The following is a 19857-nucleotide window of genomic DNA, read 5'->3' as shown; positions in this document are numbered from 1 at the left end:
CTCTCCGCGAGCTGGAAGAGGCCATGTTAATTGAACGGAAAGTGTTCCCCAGTATCCCCGCAAAGGTTGAATACAGCCTCTCCGCTCACGGTAAAACGCTGAGTACCCTTTTGGACAGCATGTGCGGCTGGGGGCGTTCTTTTGAGGACGGCGAAGCCGTTTCCACTTGTTCAATGACGGTGTCTCATTGAAAAGAGGTCAGCCAGAAAACTGGCCGACCTCTTTGTGTTGTTACAGGGAATGTGTAATTCAATAATAGCCGTCCGCTATTATCTGCCGATGCGTGCGAATGGAGAAATCAATAAATCAATGTCGCTCCACTCTTTAGGGGAGTTGGACTCTGAAACCCCTGGCGTATCGGAAGTCGCTGGATCATTAGGAAGGGTATCCATTGGCGAGAACTCGCCTTGGTGCAGCATTACACCAATACCTGCATTCTCAATATCCGGATTTCCGAGTGCGCTAAGCGGGATTTTCGCTTCATAGAATGTGTCACGATTTGGATCGTGGCCAAGCGCCATGAAGTTTATAAGCTTGCTTGAATCATTAACATCATCAGCATCTTTCACGCCCCACAGGGATGTATAACCTTTGCCTTTAGCAAATTTAACGGTAATACCTGCTGCTGCGCCTGTCTTATAGTTCACTCCAGCATCGTCAACAGGGAACAAACCGTTTACGGCTCTGGAAATGTAACCGGAGTGGAACATATTCGAAGCGATGTTGAACTGATAATCAGGAAGATCCAGTCCGCCCCAGAGCGGCTTATTTCCATTCTTCTTCCACATATCATTTGTTGCACCAGCACCAGGAATTGTATCAATGGCAATCGTCTGCGGCATATCCATGGAGCGGATCGGTGTACCGCCTGCAGAACCAGCATTGGCAGGATCAACGATGTCTGTAACATCTACATACTGCCAAGCCAGATACACGAACTCACTATCCCATGCAGCCCACAGATGGCTAAGATCCATTGGCGTTTCATGTAGAGACCAGTTGCTGCCGAGTGTACGCGGGTCGTCACCGGCCATGTCGATGGCAATCAGCATGTCATCTGTCCATTCACCACTGTTCACTCCATCAATTGTGATCGGAGTGGATACGCGTTTACCGAATGAAGGATTAGTGGAATATGGCTTGTCACCACCAGGAATAACGATCGTTCCTTTCAATGTTACCACTGTAAGTTCAGCGCTTGCTGCTGAGAAGTTATTTGCAGCATCGAAAGCTTTTACCGTGTAGGTATACGATGTTTCTTCAGCCAAACCTGTGTCCGTGAAAGCAGGAGTTGTTGAAGTTCCTACTTTTACTGCATCACGATAGATGTCGTAACCTGCTACAGCCACATTATCTGTTGAAGCTGCCCAGGACAGGCTCACTGTTGAAGTTGTCTTACCGGTCGATATAAGACTGGCTGGAACACTTGGCGCCTCTGTATCGGTTCCGGCTGAAGTTTCAACGGTTACTTCGTTGCTGGCAGCTGAAAGGTTGCCTGCAGCGTCGAAAGCTTTAACTGTGTACTTATACGAAGTTTCTTTAGTTAATCCTGTGTCGGAATAGCTTGGAACTGTTGAAGTACCCACTTTAGCTCCATTACGATATATTTCATAACCCTCTACACCAACGTTATCCGTCGAAGCTGTCCACTGAAGGGCAACACTGGTAGTAGTTGCTGTACCTGTTACATTACTTGGCGCCGAAGGTGCGATGCTATCACCCGCACCCGATACTTGAATGGTTACTTCATTGCTGTTCGCAGAGAAATTATTTGCAGCATCACGAGCGCGGACTTGGTACTTGTAAGTTGTAACATCCGTTACCGTGCTGTCGATGAATGTTGTTGCCTTCACCGTAAATGTCTCCGTGCTTATACCAGCCTTACGGGTTATTTGGTAATCTGCTACCCCGACATTGTCAGTTGAGGCCCCCCAAGTCAAGGTGATCGTCTTAGGCGTTCCACTGCTTAGATTGCCAGCCAGGTTAGACGGGACAGAAGGGGCAATCGTATCAGCTCCCACCGGTTTTTCCCCAAGCTTCACTTGTCCTGGAGCATTGTTGTTGCCAGGAACGTAAATATTGTCGCCTGCGTTGAAGAAGTAGTTCTTCTGACCATTGCTGTCCCAAACATTGCTTCCGTTATTGAAGCAAGCTTCCAGACGACTAGCGGTTCCAATATCAACAGTTATTTTTTTGTAACCGGGATTCAACGAATCATTCTCCATCTTCACGCCAGGAGCAGACGTCCAAGTGCCACCCTCGGCGCGATAATGAATGTTTACATTCGTCCAGCCCTCTTTGTAGTACACGGTAACTTTATTGCCCGGATTTGCAGTTCCCGGTTTACCGGCAGTCACTTTACCTGCGTCATAGGTATTGTCGCCTATGTCGAAGAAATAGTTCTTCTGATTGTTGTTATCCCATTGACCGCTGCCATTGTTGAATGCTACCTCTGCGCGTGTTGCCGGTGAGGTTCCCAGGTCAATCGTGTGCACTGCATATCCCTGAATTTCAGAATCCTCCATCTTCACGCCCGGACTGGCTGTCCAGTTGCCACCTTCAGCGCGGTAGTGAATGTAAGGATTTGTGTATCCCTTTTTGTAGTAAACAGTAACGGTGTTGTCCGTACCTTGTTCAGGCGGATTGGTCTTAACGCTGAGCTCGTTACTCGGATTGGAGGTTCCGCCGGATTGGCTTCTGGCAATAACTTTAAAGGAATACGTTGTTTCTGCAGTCAAGCCTGTATCCTTATAAGTTGCAGTTGTCGACGAACCAACCTTCACATTGTTGCGGTATATGTCGTATCCGGCAATTCCGGAGCTGTCGGTAGATGCATTCCAAGTCAATGTTACTGTCTTGTCTGTCTTTACAGACACAGCCAGGTTCGATGGAGCCGTCGGTTTAGTCACGACACGCGGATCATTATCGGACCAAGCGCTTCCGTCATACCAGCCTGTTGCTGTTCTGGTGAATCCAGCTTGGTTCTGAGCTGGCACTTGTTTGCCTGTGCTGTCTTTAAAGATAATTGTAGCTTGTTCAGCCGTGTCGAAGCTGTAGACATACCAGTCTCCGCCAGCGCTTGTCATAGCTGGAGCTGTAGCCCAGGTTGGGTCATTGTCCTTAGGTGCTGTGTCGTAGTAGTAGATGGAAGGTGTTCCCCATCCAGCCGGTTTCTTGAGATAAACCTCCAGCTTGGCGTTAGGATCGCCCTTCGTAAAATCGTAAGACGCCGTACCTTCGCCATTTTCATTCGTAGCGTACATCTTCAGTGTTTTCGTGTCATTAATGGCCATGCCTGCGCCAATTGTGATTGTTGTTCCATTGGTAAATGCAGTTCCGTTAATCGGATCACTGCCATCCAGCGTGTACTTGCCGCTGTCCGTATTTTTGATCGAAAGCGTTACAGAGGTAGTTTCGGTTTTAAATTTACCGCCTGCTGGTGAAGCCGTCAGAACCGGGAACCTTTTGTTTACGCCAACATTTTCAATCAGAATAACGCCGTTGGCTCCAGCGGTAAATTTAGCCTTGCCTCCGCTTACAATCCCTTCGTTTTGCGTGTAAGTATCGCGTACAGTAGTGCCATCCGGGAAGATGCCGGATACATTCACATCCACAGTTCCGGAGACTCCTGTAGCAACTACTACTTTATCCAGGATATCATCCTTCTCATAGATGCGTGAGAATGTATACGGACTGTCCGCAATTTTCTTATGAGTTCCTGCGCCTACAGCAATGTGATTGTTTCTGAATTGTCCTATCTTCTGCCAGTGTGACAGAACACCTTGGTGAATACCGCTCCAGTTCATAGATGAACGCGCACCCTGATCCGGGTCAGAGCCGGTAGCTCCGAACGGTCTTGCCGTCTCATCTCCATAGAATGTTTGCACTCCGCCCGGAAGAAGCAGCAGCGCGGTGCCTGCTTGAATCAGGTTTCCACGGTTGTACAACCCTTTATCGTGGGAAGAAAGGTAGCTGAGCATATTGTAGTTAGGCAGATCTCCGTTTAATTCACTTGCATACCGGGAGAAGAGCCCTTCCAGGTCGCTCATATTTGCGCTTTGGAAGGAGAAGTTGATTAAGGAATCAAATCCGTTATCGAAATAAGTGCCGGTTCTTCCGAGGCCATGACCCCACACTTCCCCGGTCATCCAGAAGTTATCTGTCCAGTCTGCTCCCGGTTTCGTTGGGTTGTTCTGCCTCCATTTCGCAAGGGAACTGCTTGCGCTTGTCTTGAGCTCTTTCCATCTATCAGCTTGAACATGCTTTGCAGTATCGATACGGAAACCATCCACTCCGAATTCTTCGACCCATGAAGACAGCCATTTGATCATGTAATCCTTAGGGGCGACGTTCAGGTCTTTGCGGTATTGCTTGGCAGCCGGAACGATCCAGTTGTCGTAACCGCTTGTTTCTTTGTTGAACTTCGTCTTCAGTAGCGGCGGCAAACCGGTACCACTAGTGGATTCGGTCTTGATATCAGGCAGGAACCCTACGCACAGCGTCTGATCGTTACCGCTGCATTGATCGTATCCCGCAATAGTGTTGGCACGAATCCAGCTACTTCCCCACCAGGAAGCCCATGCACTGGAATTATTTGTGTTCATAATGTTATTGTGCGTGTGCCAGTTCTGGCCTTGGCTTTTATCCGGAATCCAGTTGCCGGCGAGTCCGCCGCGGTCACCGTATCCGTATTCCGCCATATCCACAAGTGTCGGATAAGCGACATGGTTCATCACCACGTCAAGGACAACACGAATTCCCTTGGTGTGGGCAAGGTCAACGAACTCGCGCATTTCATCAATGGTACCGATGCTCTTGTCCATCGCAGTGAAATCAAGTCCATAGTAGCCATGGTAGCCATAGTGAGCAAAGTCACCGTCTTTACCGCCTACCCAGCCGTGCATTTGTTCCCAAGGAGCTGTAATCCAAATTGCATTTGTACCCAGATCGGTGAAGTAACCTTCTTCCAGCTTTTTGGTCAAACCTTTAATATCTCCGCCGTGGAATGTACCCACATCCGAGCCCCAGGTATCTGTCTTAGGTCTGCCATAAGCGTTGTCATTGCTGGTATTACCGTTGTTGAAACGGTCTGTCATAACGAAGTAAACGTTTGCATTATCCCAGCTGAATGGGCTTACTTCTTGCTGCTGCCCGCCGTTGCCGATTTTAACGGCAGCAGGAGCACTGAATGCTGATCTCTGTCCAATCGTATCTACAGCTCTGACTGTGTAGGAATACGTTTTGTCATTTGCTACAGTGTTGTCTGAATATGCTGTTCCCGTGGCTTCGCCTTTCAGCATACCGTCACGGAAAATTTCATATTTCACAATACCCTTGTCATCCGTAGAAGGACTCCATATCAGGTTGACTGATATTGTGCCTGATGCGGTTCCCTTCACATTCATTGGCACAGTTGGAAGCTGATCTTGCGTTCCGCCGCCAACGGTAACAGCAGCCGCAGGGCTGAATCCTGATTTCTGACCGACTGTATCTACTGCCTTGACTGTATAGGAATAGGTCTTGTTAGCTGCTACTGTTGAATCGTTGTAAGTAGTGCTGGCGGACTCACCGATGAGAGCGCTGTCACGATAAACCTCGTATTTAGCAATTCCCTTGTCGTCAGTAGAAGCTGTCCAACTCAGATTTACAGAGGTAGTGCCTACTGCTGTTCCTTGTACATTTGTTGGTACTGTAGGGGCTTGATCGGTTGGAGTTGCCACATCTGGTACCCATACCGATACAGAACCGTCTTTAACCTTGAATGTACCATTGCCGCTAGAGCCGATAGTTACTTTATCAGAGAAGTTGCCTGTGATATCTTTCCATTGTTCACCGGCGTGGCTTGTTCCCACATACATAGTTTTCGATCCGCCGGCACGGTCTGTCATGACTGTTGCCAAGCCCGAGTTTGGTTTGGAAGCCAAACCTTCACGAGTCCAGCCGATCATGTCATCACTATCAAGATAGTCGTTTTGTTTACCGTAAGCGTAATCCTTGCGTGCTTTGAGAAGCGGATCAAGCTTGCTCTTCAGCGATTTAATTTTCCCTGTTCCAGGACCAGCAGTGTTGCTGCTTCTGGTTCCATAGTAGTCACCATAGAATACTGAGGGATAACCTTCCTGTCGTGTCAGAGTGTACGCATAAGCTAGCGGTTTAAACCAATCAAGAACCTGTGCGCCATGAGAATCTGAACGGTCAGGCTGCGTATCATGATTCTCAATGAAAGTAACGGATTTACCCGAATTTGTTCCCGTCAATGTTCCGCTGGCCAGGTTGCGCATGCTATAACCTCCGTTGGAACTGGAGGCTGCCGCAAAGTTGTTGCGGAGCGGGAAATCAAATAAGGACATGCTTTGATTCACTTTACCCAGGTAGGAGTTCAATTCAGCTGTACCACCGATAAATTCACCGACAGTGAACAACTCTTTGCCTGTTTTGGTACGGGCATTTTCTACAAATTCCTTCATGAAGCCGTATTTGATATGTTTAACAGCATCTAGTCTGTAACCATCCAGACCCATTTCGTTGACATACCATACGCCCCATTTTTTTATTTCATCTGCAACTGCAGTGTTGTCATAGTCAATGTCGGTACCCATCAGGTAGTCATAGTTACCGTTCTCGGTGCTAACCTCCCAATCCCATGCTTTGCCTGGAAAGCGGTAAATTTTATCGTGGTCCCCTGAACCGTCAAAGTGCGTCCAATTCCATTTGAAATTGGAATAGGCATTGTTGCGGCCATCAAAATTGTATTTTGTCCAAACGTTTGTATTGAACTCGCCGATCGTCTGGTTGCGGTTGTTCCCATGTACTTGCGTCACTTTAATATTCTCGCTTTGATCGCCGCCCATCAAATGATTGACAACGATATCGCCGTAGACTTGAACATTGTTGTTGTGAAGCGATTCGATCGCCGATTTCAGTTCAGCTTTCGTACCATATTTGGTACGTACGGTTCCTTTCTGGTTGAATTCACCCAGATCGTAGAAATCGTAAACGCCATAACCAACATCGTCTGTTCCCACATGGCCTTTATAAGCAGGCGGTATCCAGATTGCCGTGATCCCCACATCGCTCAGATTAGCCGCTTCAGCAGCAAGATGGTTCCAATGTCCACCATCCTTAGGTGTATTCCATTCGAAAAACTGCATCATCGTGTTATTAACCGGCGCGCTGCTGGTTGTTGCAGACGCTTCTATGGACGGTGCTGTCGGGGTCAATGTGGCCGCTGTTGCTTGGCCCGCTGGCAATACTGCAACGCTCCCCAGCATTGAGCAGAGCAGCATCATGCTTAGTAAAACTTTGCAACTCTTTTTCACCATTAGTTTTTTTCTCCTCCTGTACCCTTTGATATGAAACGAGTACGTGATCCGTAAACCAGCAAGCGATCTGCTGCTAAAAATCTGGTTTTTTTCGGACTGCAATCGTTTGCATCCAAGTCCATCTTACCAACTTATGTTAAAGTCTAGTTAAAGTAATGAAATAAGTTTTTAAGCAAAGTCTTTGATTATTCGATAAGCGGTGTTTTAATACTACGCATCCATGGATTCCATCAAAAGTGAAACCGATCCGTTAAATTTATAGCCGGCACCTCTGACAGTATGAATATATAGCGGTTTACTCGGTTTTTTTTCGATTTTTTGCCGCAAGTTATAAATATGAACCATGACGGTTCGTATGTCCCCATGCTTAATGTCTTTCCAAATTAGATCATATAAGGTTTCGGTGTGAAATACGCGATTCGGGTTCTTTGCCAGAACAACAAGGAGTCGGAATTCTTTAGAAGATAAAGAGACTTCCTTGCCATAGACAATTACTGAGTGGGTAGTAGGATCGATCTGCAGGCCTGGAAAAACTATTAAATGACGTTGATTAACAGGGAAAGCCCGTTTGTACCTGCGGAGGTGTGCTCTGATCCGGGCGAGCAATACTTCAAAGCTGGAGGGTTTGGCAATAAACTCATCTGCCCCCCGGTTCAAGGCTTCAATCCTAAGATAATCTTCAGTATGATGACTTGTAAAAAGTACTGGTTTATCGCTGAATTTGCGCAATTCCGTGCATAAGTTCAAGCCCCCCGCGCCTGGCATTGACAGGTCAAGAATAATTAAATCAGGATCGTGAGAATGAATGATGCTTACCAATGCTTGTCCGCCGTGAGGATATCCAACAGCATCATATCCATGCTCTAGTAAGGATTGAACCAATATTTTGCGAGGTTCAGTATCATCATCAATGATTATGATTTTTTCCCGCATTCATTTTTCTCCTTTCATAAGATGTGTAAGCGCTTTCCTGATGATGTTAAAGAGACAGCCCTACTTCATTTACAGGGTGGTCGTTTGTTGGCCTATTCCTAATTTAATCAGTAGTAAAAACAATCTCAACCTCTTGTAGATATTAACATTACAAGGTGAACTTTAGAGCGTGTACAAAATCCTGTTATTTTCATACAAAAATATCATATGCTGTGGTATATCGCAACTATATAGACCACAATCTAATCGCCAAATGGGTTACAAGAATGATCAGCAGCGCATCCAGAAAACGAGCCAGGCCATTGAGGGATTTGTGATGTGCCAGTGCATTGCAATGAGACTCTCCAACTGGTGGCCTTGCAATTCTCAGGCCGCACCTCAGGGCTGTTTTTCCGCTACCTGCGAACGCCCTCCCATGCCGTGGTCTCCGAAGCCAGCGTTGCCGCTTATTTACGCAAGTCTATTTTTCGCCTGTTTGCTCATGGTTTCTTAGCTCTGTAGAACTTTTGACTGTCCAGTAAGATTATAAGGCGTTTTTTTCATTCGAATAGGCAGAGAGAAGATCCTGGAGAAATTGTATAAAGGCTTCTGTATCGGTCTTCCTCTCTTACTGGTGATGCATCGTGGTCCATCTCAGCACAACTCATCTATTATATTTACATAATGAAAGCACCTCACAGGGTAAGCCTGATAGAGTTGTTGAACTTATGCAGGTATACCCGTGTTCAACATAAAACCTCCTTAAATTTTGATAGCTGGCAACTAAGGAAATATGTATTTCTTGACAATCGTTGTTAAATAATTCATTTTCTGAATGCTCTAATAATAATCCTCCGTAATTTTCACCTCTGTAGGATGGGAGGATAGCCAGTCTATCAACAATTCCAATCTCTCCATCCCGCCGGGTGCCTATGGTCCCTATTGGTTCATCATTCACAAATAAAATTTTAACCGTTGAATTGTTAATTCTGGTTATTGCCATCCTTTCCGTTTCGAACGCAGCATGATTGGGATATTCTGTTTCTGATACCAGAAGTAATTCGGTTCGTCTTTTAAATGATTCAGTAATAATCTTTGATACGGCTATGCCATCTTTGACGGTGGCTTTTCTTATCTCTGGTTGCTTCATGGATCTTCACCTCAATAGTGGATATTAGGAAGCTATATAGATTGAAACTTTTGCCTTTTTGTGTAGTTATTAAGTTCATTCTAAATAAATCATTCATATTTACATTAGAAACTTATATTAATTAGTGATATAATTTCAGCATGAAACCTAAAAACCATCCTAATGACCTTAATGTCGCCGATTTAACCCTGGTGCTCGAAAATTTGACGAGGATCCTGATTCGGTTACCGTCCATTGAAAAACTAAGCTTCACAACATTATCTGTCCTGCACACCTTGTCGCGCAAAAGCCCCATGCGGCTGACTGAGCTGACAGCCTCTGAGCAGGTTACTCAGTCGGCAATCACACAGCTCGTAACCCGGCTTGAACGGGACGGGCTCGTTGAGCGCCGCCCGGATCCGAATGATGGCCGGGTCGTTCAAGTGCACATAACCGGACTTGGCGCAAATGTGATCGATTCACGTCGCTTGGACCGCATGGCACAGCTCTCAACGTTCACCCAAGGACTCAGCCTGGAGGAACAACAGGCCATTACATCCGCAATCCCCGCATTGCAGCATCTGGCCGAACTGGGGAACGAATAGTCCCATAGAGGGATATTTCCTTTCTTCGAAATTAAAATAGTCATGCAGCAGTTAGCAAATATATTTCATACGTATAGGGAGGAACACTAATGACAAAAGCTCCATTTGCGCTTGAACCCACTCCGATCCACGTTTCGGATGAATTGCTTGCTGATCTTCAAACCCGTCTGAAGTCTACGAGATGGCCTTTAGACGCCGGTAATGATGACTGGTTTTACGGGGTAAACAGGAACTATCTTGAGGGACTCGTTGATTACTGGATTCACGAGTTTGACTGGCGCAAAGCCGAGAAAGCGATAAACCTCTATGAACATTATAAAGTAGACATTGAGGGAGTTTCTGTGCACTTTATGCGTAAACCAGGCGTAGGACCAGACCCTACACCCTTAATTTTGTCTCATGGCTGGCCCTGGACATTCTGGCACTGGTCCAAGGTCATTGATCAGCTTGCGGATCCTGGCGCCTTCGGAGGCGATCCAGCCGAAGCCTTTGACGTAATCGTCCCCTCACTTCCCGGTTTCGGATTTTCGGCGCCACTGCCGGACAACCCGGATATGAACTTTTGGAAAATTGCCGATCTCTGGCATACACTCATGACAGATATCCTCGGCTATACTAAATACGCTGCAGGAGGATGCGATGTAGGCGCTCTCGTAACAGGTCAACTGGGACATAAATATCCAGATGAGCTCTATGCGATACACATTGGGTCAGCGCTGAAACTTAACTTCTTCAACGGGGAGCGCGCTTGGGATTTCGCAGGAGGCCGACCTATACCCGGCAATATCCCTGAAGACATCCGAAAGGGGATTCTAAATCTGGATCGCCGTTTCGCCTCGCATCTCGCCGTACATGTCCTTGATCCCGCCACTCTTGCCTTTGGACTAAGCGATTCGCCCGCAGGCATGCTCGCATGGATCTTGGAACGCTGGGCAAGATGGAGTGATAATAAAGGTAACGTTGAGAATGTTTTTTCCAAGGACGACATCCTTACACACGCAACAATCTACTGGGTTAACAACGCCATCGAAACCTCAATACGCGTCTACGCCAACGCCAACCGCTATCCGTGGACGCCTGCTCATGATCGCTGGCCTGTCATTGAGGCACCAACCGGTATTAGCTTCGTGGGCTACGAAAATCCGCCAGGGATCACAACCGAAAACCGCATACAGAACTTCCTGGACAGCGATCGCGCACCCTGGTATAACCATGTCAATATCACAGCCCATGCAGAAGGTGGACATTTTATCCCCTGGGAAATCCCGGACAAATGGACCGAGGACTTGCGCCGGACTTTCCGTGGACGCTAGCTTCCCCATTTTCCGCGAACCTTCTCCGCCTCTTGGACCATTCTATTGATCAATTCGGCGACGGTTGGGATATCATGGATCATGCCGGTCACTTGACCTGCCCAACCAAACCCCTCTTCTTCACAATCCTCATAAATCCAGCGTTTGTTGGCTTCACCGCTAATATATTTTTTTAGTGCTTCATAGGTGGGGGTTACGCGCTCGATTTCGAGAATTTTCTCCGTGTAGGCACTTCGCAATACCCTGGCGGGTGAATGGATGGAACGTTTGATCACTGTTGTATCCGCCTCGGAACTCTCAATCAAGGCTTTTTTGTAAGAGGCAGAGGCGTCCACACATTCCTGAGTGGCGATAAAGCGTGTCCCCATCTCAATACCTTCAGCACCAAGTGCATGGGCAGCCATCCAGCCCCGGCCATCCCCAATTCCGCCTGAGGCAACAACTGGAATTTGAACAGCATCGACCACTTGCGGGACAAGTACCAGCGTTCCAACATCATCACGCCCTAAGTGCCCGCCGCCTTCCTGCCCGACAACAATCACCGCCGATGCGCCCAGCTGTTCCGCTTTTTGTGCTTGTCTTCGTGAGGAAACGAGCACCAGTGTTTTAATAGCCGTGGGCTGCATCATCTCTAGTATCGGCGTAGGATCTCCACCAGTGATCGTCACAGCGTGGACCTGCTCATCAATAGCGGTCTGGACCCGATCCCTATAATTAATATTGTGGTTGCCAATAGCAAAATTGACACCAAAGGGCTGGTTCGTCAGGGTGCGCGCACGCTCAATTTCCGAGCGCAAGGCATCTGCATCCGGGAGACTCATAGCGGTAATTTGGCCTAATCCCCCTGCATTTGAAACCGCAGCCGCAAGATCTGCATAGGCTAGATAGGCAAGTCCCCCTTGAATAATAGGATACTTTATTTGTAATAATTCAGTTACCCGTGTAGCCCATTTCATCGTTATCTCTCCTTCTATCCACTTAAAATCCCCATATTTTCAACAGCAGCAGGATCACGGTCATTAGAATTACTGCTCCCCCTGCTTGATAATCGACACGCTGAAATGTCAATTGCTTATAGGAAGTTCTCCCTTTCCCATTCCCATAAGCACGCGCATCAATGGCGTGAGTCAATTGTTCGGCACGTTGAATCACCGTTAGAAGCAAAGGCACGAGAATCGGAATATAGGCAAATATACGTTTTGGCAGCTTTAAGGCTGAAATATCATAATCTCTGGCCTTCTGGGCCAGGAGAATCCGATCAAGCTCTTGCATAATCGTCGGGATAAACCGGATCGCAATCACAATCATTAGGGAAAACTGCTCCACCGGCACATTGAGTTTGGATAAAGGGGCCAGTAATTTCTCCAGCCCATGAGTTAAAGTCAGCGGTTTTGTAGTTAACGTTAAAATAGAAGCCAGCAAGATGATTAAGACAATACGCCAAACGAAACGTAACCCGTTCAGCAGACCCTCTTCTGTCATCTCTATAACAGACCAGGACCAAATGATATTCCCCTTCGTGGATAAGGCATTATAGAGAAAAGTAAACATCAAAATAAACAAGACCGGCTTCAAGCCTCTCCAAAAGACCAGTAACGGGATTTTGGATAACCATAAAATGCCGGCCAAGAAAAGGGTTGCGACAACGTAGCTGACGAACGTGTCCAGCATTAGGAAGCTCAGCATGATGATAATCATGCTTACAAGCTTTGTCCGCGGGTCCAGACGGTGAAATATGGAATGGGTCTCCAAATATTGTCCCATTAACAGGGTATTAGACATTTAGAGTCTCCTTGCCTGCCAGATGGGCAGCACTTTTGCGAAAATATCCTGCTCTCTGCAGCTCGCCACTTCAATTATCTCACCGGACATTTCCTCAACTATCTTTAACAGTTGCACAGGCTCCGGCAGGGATAAACCGAGTTGCTCCAGCAATTCTGCTTGTTCCAGAAATAAAGTGCCGGTCTCATAATGCCCCATGAGTTGCCCCTCGTGAAATACCATGACTTCATCCGAGTATTCGGCAACATCGTTCATTTGATGAGATACGAAGAGAACGGTGCGATTACCCTGCTGCTGCCATTTACTCAGCAGCTGAAGTAATGCGGCATGGCTTACTGGATCGAGACCTGCTGTAGGTTCATCCAGAATAAGCAGCTTCGGATCCATCATCAATACGGAAGCGATAGCCACACGGCGCTTTTGCCCCCCGCTTAGCTGAAACGGAACCAATGGCAGGATATCTTCTGTCAGACCTACTTGCGAAAGAATGACTTCTATCGACTTCTTTATCTGCTGAGGCGTATCCCCACGTTGCTTAGGAGCAAAGGCAAGCTCCTTGTACACCGTCGATTCAAATAATTGATGCTCGGGATATTGAAATACGTAGCCTATATCAGGCAGGACTTTTAGTTGTCCTTTACGGTCCTTGGGAATGGGATGATCATTAATCCAATACTCTCCGGCAATGTCCGGAATCAGCCCCTTCAGCACTTTAACAAAGGTAGACTTGCCGGCGCCTGTATGGCCAATGACAGAGATCCACTTGCCGCCTTGAATCGTGCAGCTGACATTTTGCAGAGCTACCCGACCGGCATAACTTACGCTTAGATTGTTTAGCTGGTAGACCATTGTGAGCGGATCATCTCCTTCCAATCTACCATTAGCGGCATGTCTGGATGCAGCATTCGATATACTCGGACCGCAAAAGGAAGTTCTAATTGGTAGTCTTCAACGGGCACCGTTTCAAAAAAGCAAACCGGATCTCCATCAAATACAAGCCGCCCCTTATCCATAAGTAAAACACGCCCCGCAGCCAGCACTTCCTCCATGTGATGGGTGATGTGGATAATGGTCATGCCTTGGCGGTGCAGCTCCTGCATGATCGAAAGCACTTGCTCCCTCCCCTGCGGATCAAGCATAGAGGTAGCTTCGTCAAAAATAATAATCCGGGGCTGCATAGCCAGGATGGCGGCAATAGCTACCCGTTGCTTTTGACCGCCTGAGAGCTGATGGGGCATCGACTCCAAATAATCCTCCATTTGCACAGCCTGTAGGGCTTGATCTAACCGGCTGCGTATTTCTTTCCTTGGCACACGAATATTTTCCAATCCAAATATCACTTCATCCATAACCGTTGTAGTAATGAATTGGTCCTCCGGATTCTGGAACACAAACCCTATTTGCTCATGGATCATCCTAAGGTCCGCGGGTCTGGAGGTGTTTAGATTCTGAAAGGTTACATCCCCTTGTTGTGGAAGCAGCAATCCATCCATTAGCTTGGCAATTGTAGACTTACCGCAGCCATTCGCCCCGACAATTGCCACGAACTCCCCCGTCTCAATCGTAAAGCTTAAATCCTCTAAGACGGGCTGCCCTTTTTTATAATAAAAATGAACGTGATCGAATGTCAGCATTTAATGACTACCCTTCTGCTGCCGCCATGTTGTGAAAAATGCCTCTATGCCGGTTTCGGTAAAGGCAGGCTCCGGCTTTTGCCACTTCGTTATCTTCGAACCATTTACACCAAAGATTTCACCTGTTAACTCAATATCCGGCTGTGCCAGCAATGCGGCTGCGAAGCGGGCAATATCGTCTGTTTCCCCCACCCGCCAGAACTCCGGGAACGGCTCATTGCGGCTGGCGTACTTTTCCTTCATATGCTGGATGACAGGCCGGGTCATATCTGTTAAGGCAGCAGGCGCAATCGCATTTACTCTAATACCGTTGCGCTTTAGTTCGGCTGCGAGCGTCCACATCATACCTAGCATTCCAGCTTTGGCTGCACTGTAATTCACCTGCTTGATCGAACCTGTTAAACCGGCAGTGGAGGTCATCAGAAGAATGTCTCCGCCATGATTTTGCATATGAGGCAGTGCCCGGCGAATGCTATAAAAAGCTCCATTCAGATGCACATCCAGCACCGAATTCCATTCTTCATCCGTCATATGCAGACATTGCTGGTCATGCAAATTACCGGCGTTATGTATCAATACATCTATACGGCCATACTCAGCGATGACAGCATCCACCATCGCAGTGACCTCAAGCGGATCTGCGACATTGGCACAAATGCCCCGCGCCTCGCCGCCTGTCCGGTGAATCTCCTGCACAACCTCGTCGATTAGCGCCTGCTTTGTCCCGTTAACTATTACTTTATAACCGGATTCGCCAAGCTGTAAGGCGATGCTGTGCCCAATCCCTCTGGTGGCTCCTGTAATTACGGCTACTTTATCCATCACTTCATCTCTTTCACTGAAAAGGTACCTGAAGCAATCACATCACCAGATTCTAATGTGACCTTCACTTCGATATGACCGTCGCGAGGCTCAAAGTGAAACACCACATCCGTATCTACTACAAGCGGCTTTTGAAATTTCATGCTATACGTTGTAATCCACTGTGCTGGATGATCGGTTAAATATAACGATTGTGCCAGCCCCATGATATACATACCATGTGCTATAGGCCGCTTATAGCCAGCCTTAACAGCAGCTTCGGCATTCAGATGAATGGCAGCCGTATCATTAGAGACAGCCGCGTATTGCCGGACAGACCCGGCAGTTACACGTTTCTTAATCTTAATCACCTGCCCGGATTAATAGGGTATCTGCCGTCCCTATGAGATTACCGCCACATGTATAAACAAGCGTGTGGTAATAAAAGGTCATCCATTCCTGCCTAACTTTTTTCTTATCCATCCTCGTTAAGAATAATTCACAATCCAGGATCATCCCTGCGGTAATTGGTTCCTGGTAAGTGAATTGCTGTGTGCCGTGAATTAAGGGGGCATCCGTCTTCAACCAGGGAATATCGAAGAACTGCCAGAAAATAATCGGCATTGTGGCAGGTGCGATCAGATCACCTTTTATCATTTGCAAGGGAGCACCGATACTTTGTGCAAAGTCTGAAATCCACTCCGCAGTGATATGAACCTGATGCCGGACTTTGTTCATTGGACCGCCTCCACCAGCGTGGCCAGACCTATCCCGCCACCAATGCCTAGTGTTGCCAGCCCCCGTTTATAAGGTTTATATAACATCTCGGAGCATAACCGTGTGATTAAGATACCGCCTGAAGCACCGTAAGGATGGCCAATGGCAAGTGCTCCGCCTCCACGATTCACCTTTTCCTGCGGAATCTGAAGCTCCTGTAGTGAGGCTAATACTTGTGAGGCAAAAGCTTCGTTAAACTCTACAATATCCAAATCGGCAACACTCAGGTGCTGGCGGTAAAGCACCTTCTGAACAGCTGGAACAGGCCCCATGCCTAAAAAATTGGGATCAACACCTGCCGCTTGGGCATCGACGATACGCAAAATAGGCTTTAGCTGAAGCTCCCGGCATTTCTCACGGGACATCATCAGAACCAGAGCCGCTCCATCATTCAGAGGACATGCATTGCCAGCCGTTACCGTACCCTGTTCCAGAAAGATTGGCGGCAGCTGCTGCAGCTTTTCCAGGCTAGTATTGGCTCTGGGGCATTCATCTAGGGTAACCCATCCGCCATTCGCTTGTACAGGAACGATCTCTTTCAGAAATCGGCCGGTTTGCTGCGAATGAATGGCTTTTTGATGGCTTTTCAAAGCATAACGGTCCTGTTCTTCACGGGAAATCGCGTATTTACGGGCGACATTCTCGGCTGCAATGCCCATATCCGGGTCGCCGTAGGGGCTTGGAGTGAAACGGGCCCGTGTATATAGCTGTGGTGCGCCCGTTAGCGTTTGCGGTTTGGCCATTTTCCATGGGGCACGGCTCGTACTCTCAACTCCACCGGCCAAATAAATCTCACCAGCACCACTTTGAATCAGCCTTGCCGCAAGATTGACTGCCTCCAGACCAGAACCACACTGCCGGTCAACTGTGACACCCGGGACCGTCACTGGCAGTCCTGCTTCCAGAGCAGAAAGCCGTGCGATGTTACCGCCTGGACCTACTACATTGCCAATGATGACATCATCAATTAATTCCTTCGGCACATTCGTTTCTGCGACAATATGCTGAATAAGCGGTGCTAATAATGCTTCCGGCTCAAGAGCACTTAACACTCCGCCGATCCTGCCAATGGGCGTCCGTTTAGCGATCACAATTACAGCCTCTATCATAACAACCATCTTTTCGCGTAGTCTTTCATTGCCTGCCGGGCAATTTTTCCGCTACTTGTATAAATGAACTGCTCTACCGTGATAAGCTGTTTGGGGGCCTTGTAGTTCGCAATTTGCCGGCAGCAGTAATTCTTGATTTGTTCTACAGATAAACGCGTTTGTCCGCTCCACTTCACTATTGCTGTCACCTGTTCACCCCAATAGGCATCCTGTACTCCCAGTACCATCACTTCTTGAATTTCCGGCATCTGCTGCAGCACAGACTCTACTTCTTCCGGGAAAACATTAAGACCACCGGAAACCATCATGTTTTTTGAGCGGCCAGCCAAATACAAATATCCATCCTGATCCATATACATAAAATCTCCGATGATTAGCCATCCGTCACGAAAAACCGCTGAAGTCTCTTCCGGCAAATGATAATACCCTGTGAACATCATCTCACTCCGAATATAAAGCTGCCCGATGCTCCCTGGGGTTACCTCCTGCAGATGTTCATCACGAATGGATATCTGTACACCGGAAAAGGGTTTGCCTACTGAATCCGGCTTATTGTCGGCATGAACATCCAGGTAGCTGATGTAACTAGCTTCAGATGAGCCATAAAATTCATATAGCTTCGCTGCGCCGAATATCTCCCTGCACCTATTCTTAGACATCTCTGACCATTTCCCGCCTGAGCTGATCAAAGCCTGGATTTGTGTCTGACCAAATTTATCCTTCTGTTGGAGCAGTGCTTCAATCATCGTCGGCACGACGAACAAAATAACATCGGGATTCAGTTTACACAACTGTAGAACCTTGCCGGCATTGAACTCTTTTATGATATGAAAGGTTGCACCGCTGTATAGACTCTGCATTACCGCAAATAAAGACAAGGAATGAACAAAGGGGCCAGGAGCTAACATATGCTCTATGCGGTTTAGCCGGAAAGCCTCTTTGGTCGCCTCGAAGCTCTGTATCCACGACAAGTGGGTGCGCATATACCCCTTAGGTGTTCCTGTTGTGCCTGAAGTAAAGCCGATAAACAATAATTCATTCGATTCATCCATCTCAGCTTCCGGCTTGAGAGTGAGCAACCAGCTGTCATAAGAACTTGAACCTGTATCCTGATCAGAAAAAGTTAGAAGTTGAATTGCCGTGTCCTGTATGTCTAGAATCTTTGCCGAATGGGTCTCTGCAAAAATCATTTTCGGCTGACATTGCTGTAGAACAGCGTTCACTTGATTTATGCTCCATTTAGGATCCAAAGGGATAGGAACACACCCGGCATAAATAGCTCCTAAAAACACCTCTACAAATTCAATGCGGTTCGCAGATAAAATGGCAATCTTATCATGGTGAAGGCCATTTTGCCGTATACCCTGTGCAATTGTAGTCATACGCCGTACTAATGACCAATAAGTACGGCTCTCATCACCATCGGTTAAGGCGATATGGTCGGGCTGCTGCTCTGCATAACGCAGTAAGGGTTCAATCAGATTCATCGTTCATCACTTCTCTTCGATTGGACTGACGGCTTTTAATTGTAGCGCTATAATAGCAGCTATGACCGCTTTAATACAATCCCCCGGCAAAAATGCGGTTGCTCCCACAAGTCCGGCCCAAATAGAGGTATGTGTAATCAAAGCCATAACCGGCGCACCGATCAAACTAACAAGCACCACACCAAAAACTAAGTTAATGACGATAACTTTCCATGTTTTGACATTGGACCAGACTTTTTCTGTCGCATATCCGATACAAAATGCTGCTACGGGCCAGCTTAGAATATAACCGGCTGACGGCCCGACTAATGCAGAGAAACCTCCACGTCCGCCGGATAATAAAGGTAAACCCAGAGCGACTAACACGATAAATAAAATCAGGCTAAGACTTCCTGTCTTCTTACCTAAAAAACCTCCCGCCAGCATGACACCAAGTGTTTGTGCGGTAATAGGCACCGGGATAAACCCTAGTGGAATCGGTGGAATCATTCCTAATACCCCTATTAGTGCAGCAAATAATGCGGCAAATACCATCTCTTTTGTCTTCAACTTGCGACCTCCGTTAGTGTGATGAAAATATTAATCCCTATGAGATTTGTCATCTATATTTAGCTAAATCATAGTTTGATATGTTAGGATTGTAAACCTTATTCATATAATTTTTGGCTGGTATGTGAATCGAATAATACAATAACAACGGATCATCCGCATTATTCTGTTTTTCCAAAGCAAACACGAGATGAGGCATACCGATAAACAAATCAATTAACCAGGAAATGACGGTACATATCCGATGACTCCCGATAAAATCCATGCTGTCCCTATGCCCACCGCTACAAAACGCTAAAACTAACACTAAGCGAAAGTCATACAAAATAAGCCGGAAATCCTATACGATAAGGAAATCCGGCTTATTTTGTACAGCGCTATGGAAGATCACCTTTTAGTGTATTCGTGGCGAAGCTTTTACCAAGCCTATAATAGAC

The 19857-nt window shown here is 47.1% G+C and carries 15 protein-coding genes and 1 pseudogene; 3 read left to right on the top strand and 13 right to left on the bottom strand.

Features of this window, described 5'->3' with window-relative positions:
• Nucleotides 1–2: 2 nt before the first annotated feature.
• Nucleotides 3–191 (top strand): annotated as a pseudogene (locus NST07_RS16370) (winged helix-turn-helix transcriptional regulator); the annotation flags it as partial.
• 78 nt (nt 192–269) lie between these two features.
• On the opposite strand, the gene NST07_RS16365 reads toward NST07_RS16370, so the two are convergent.
• From NST07_RS16365 to NST07_RS16355, 3 genes are all read right to left on the bottom strand, one after another.
• On the bottom strand, nt 270–7322 hold the full coding sequence (locus NST07_RS16365) for an alpha-amylase (RefSeq protein WP_342481884.1): 7053 nt from the start codon (nt 7320–7322) through the stop codon (nt 270–272).
• A 210-nt stretch (nt 7323–7532) separates the two neighbouring features.
• Nucleotides 7533–8255: a response regulator transcription factor gene (locus NST07_RS16360; protein WP_341378585.1), complete on the bottom strand. Its 723-nt coding sequence runs from the start codon at nt 8253–8255 to the stop codon at nt 7533–7535.
• Nucleotides 8256–8898: 643 nt separating this feature from the next.
• Nucleotides 8899–9384 (bottom strand): GNAT family N-acetyltransferase, encoded by a 486-nt coding sequence (locus tag NST07_RS16355; RefSeq protein ID WP_341093109.1) that lies wholly within the window; start codon nt 9382–9384, stop codon nt 8899–8901.
• A 140-nt stretch (nt 9385–9524) separates the two neighbouring features.
• On the opposite strand from NST07_RS16355, the gene NST07_RS16350 reads away from it, so the two are divergent.
• Nucleotides 9525–9968 (top strand): MarR family transcriptional regulator, encoded by a 444-nt coding sequence (locus tag NST07_RS16350; RefSeq protein WP_342481883.1) that lies wholly within the window; start codon nt 9525–9527, stop codon nt 9966–9968.
• Nucleotides 9969–10057: 89 nt separating this feature from the next.
• On the top strand, nt 10058–11281 hold the full coding sequence (locus NST07_RS16345; RefSeq protein WP_342481882.1) for an epoxide hydrolase: 1224 nt from the start codon (nt 10058–10060) through the stop codon (nt 11279–11281).
• Here the strand turns inward: NST07_RS16345 and NST07_RS16340 are convergent.
• Genes NST07_RS16340 through NST07_RS16295 form a run of 10 tightly spaced genes read right to left on the bottom strand, consistent with a single transcriptional unit; the run spans nt 11278 to nt 19420 of the window.
• Nucleotides 11278–12237, bottom strand: a complete 960-nt coding sequence (locus NST07_RS16340) for a nitronate monooxygenase family protein (protein ID WP_341093105.1) — start codon at nt 12235–12237, stop codon at nt 11278–11280. The two genes, NST07_RS16345 and NST07_RS16340, sit on opposite strands and share 4 nt — an antisense overlap.
• Nucleotides 12238–12259: 22 nt before the next feature.
• Nucleotides 12260–13063, bottom strand: coding sequence for an energy-coupling factor transporter transmembrane component T (locus NST07_RS16335; protein ID WP_342481881.1), 804 nt, complete (start codon nt 13061–13063; stop codon nt 12260–12262).
• Nucleotides 13064–13912, bottom strand: coding sequence for an ATP-binding cassette domain-containing protein (locus tag NST07_RS16330; protein WP_341378582.1), 849 nt, complete (start codon nt 13910–13912; stop codon nt 13064–13066). It lies immediately after the preceding gene.
• Nucleotides 13897–14697 (bottom strand): energy-coupling factor transporter ATPase, encoded by an 801-nt coding sequence (locus tag NST07_RS16325; protein ID WP_341093102.1) that lies wholly within the window; start codon nt 14695–14697, stop codon nt 13897–13899. The genes NST07_RS16330 and NST07_RS16325 overlap by 16 nt, the downstream gene beginning before the upstream one ends.
• Nucleotides 14698–15519, bottom strand: a complete 822-nt coding sequence (locus NST07_RS16320; RefSeq protein ID WP_341378579.1) for an SDR family NAD(P)-dependent oxidoreductase — start codon at nt 15517–15519, stop codon at nt 14698–14700.
• Nucleotides 15519–15869, bottom strand: coding sequence for a MaoC family dehydratase (locus tag NST07_RS16315; protein ID WP_341378578.1), 351 nt, complete (start codon nt 15867–15869; stop codon nt 15519–15521). The genes NST07_RS16320 and NST07_RS16315 overlap by 1 nt, the downstream gene beginning before the upstream one ends.
• Nucleotides 15862–16236 (bottom strand): MaoC family dehydratase N-terminal domain-containing protein, encoded by a 375-nt coding sequence (locus NST07_RS16310; RefSeq protein ID WP_341093095.1) that lies wholly within the window; start codon nt 16234–16236, stop codon nt 15862–15864. Before NST07_RS16310 ends, NST07_RS16315 begins: the two co-directional genes overlap by 8 nt.
• A complete protein-coding gene (locus NST07_RS16305; RefSeq protein ID WP_342481880.1) occupies nt 16233–17384 on the bottom strand; it encodes a thiolase family protein in 1152 nt (383 codons plus the stop codon). The genes NST07_RS16310 and NST07_RS16305 overlap by 4 nt, the downstream gene beginning before the upstream one ends.
• Nucleotides 17381–18871 carry an AMP-binding protein gene (locus NST07_RS16300; protein ID WP_342481879.1) on the bottom strand — a complete coding sequence of 497 codons (1491 nt, stop codon included), beginning with the start codon at nt 18869–18871 and terminating at the stop codon, nt 17381–17383. Before NST07_RS16300 ends, NST07_RS16305 begins: the two co-directional genes overlap by 4 nt.
• A gap of 6 nt (nt 18872–18877) precedes the next feature.
• The gene (locus NST07_RS16295) at nt 18878–19420 is read right to left on the bottom strand and encodes a biotin transporter BioY (protein WP_341093090.1); all 543 of its coding nucleotides are present in this window, start codon (nt 19418–19420) and stop codon (nt 18878–18880) included.
• Nucleotides 19421–19857 lie beyond the last annotated feature (437 nt).

It is taken from the genome of Paenibacillus sp. FSL L8-0340 (assembly GCF_038593145.1).
In the GTDB taxonomy this organism is placed as follows: Bacteria; Bacillota; Bacilli; order Paenibacillales; family Paenibacillaceae; genus Paenibacillus_AQ.
The sequence above is the reverse complement of the archived record's forward strand: the minus strand, read 5'-3'. Positions and strand labels throughout refer to the sequence as shown.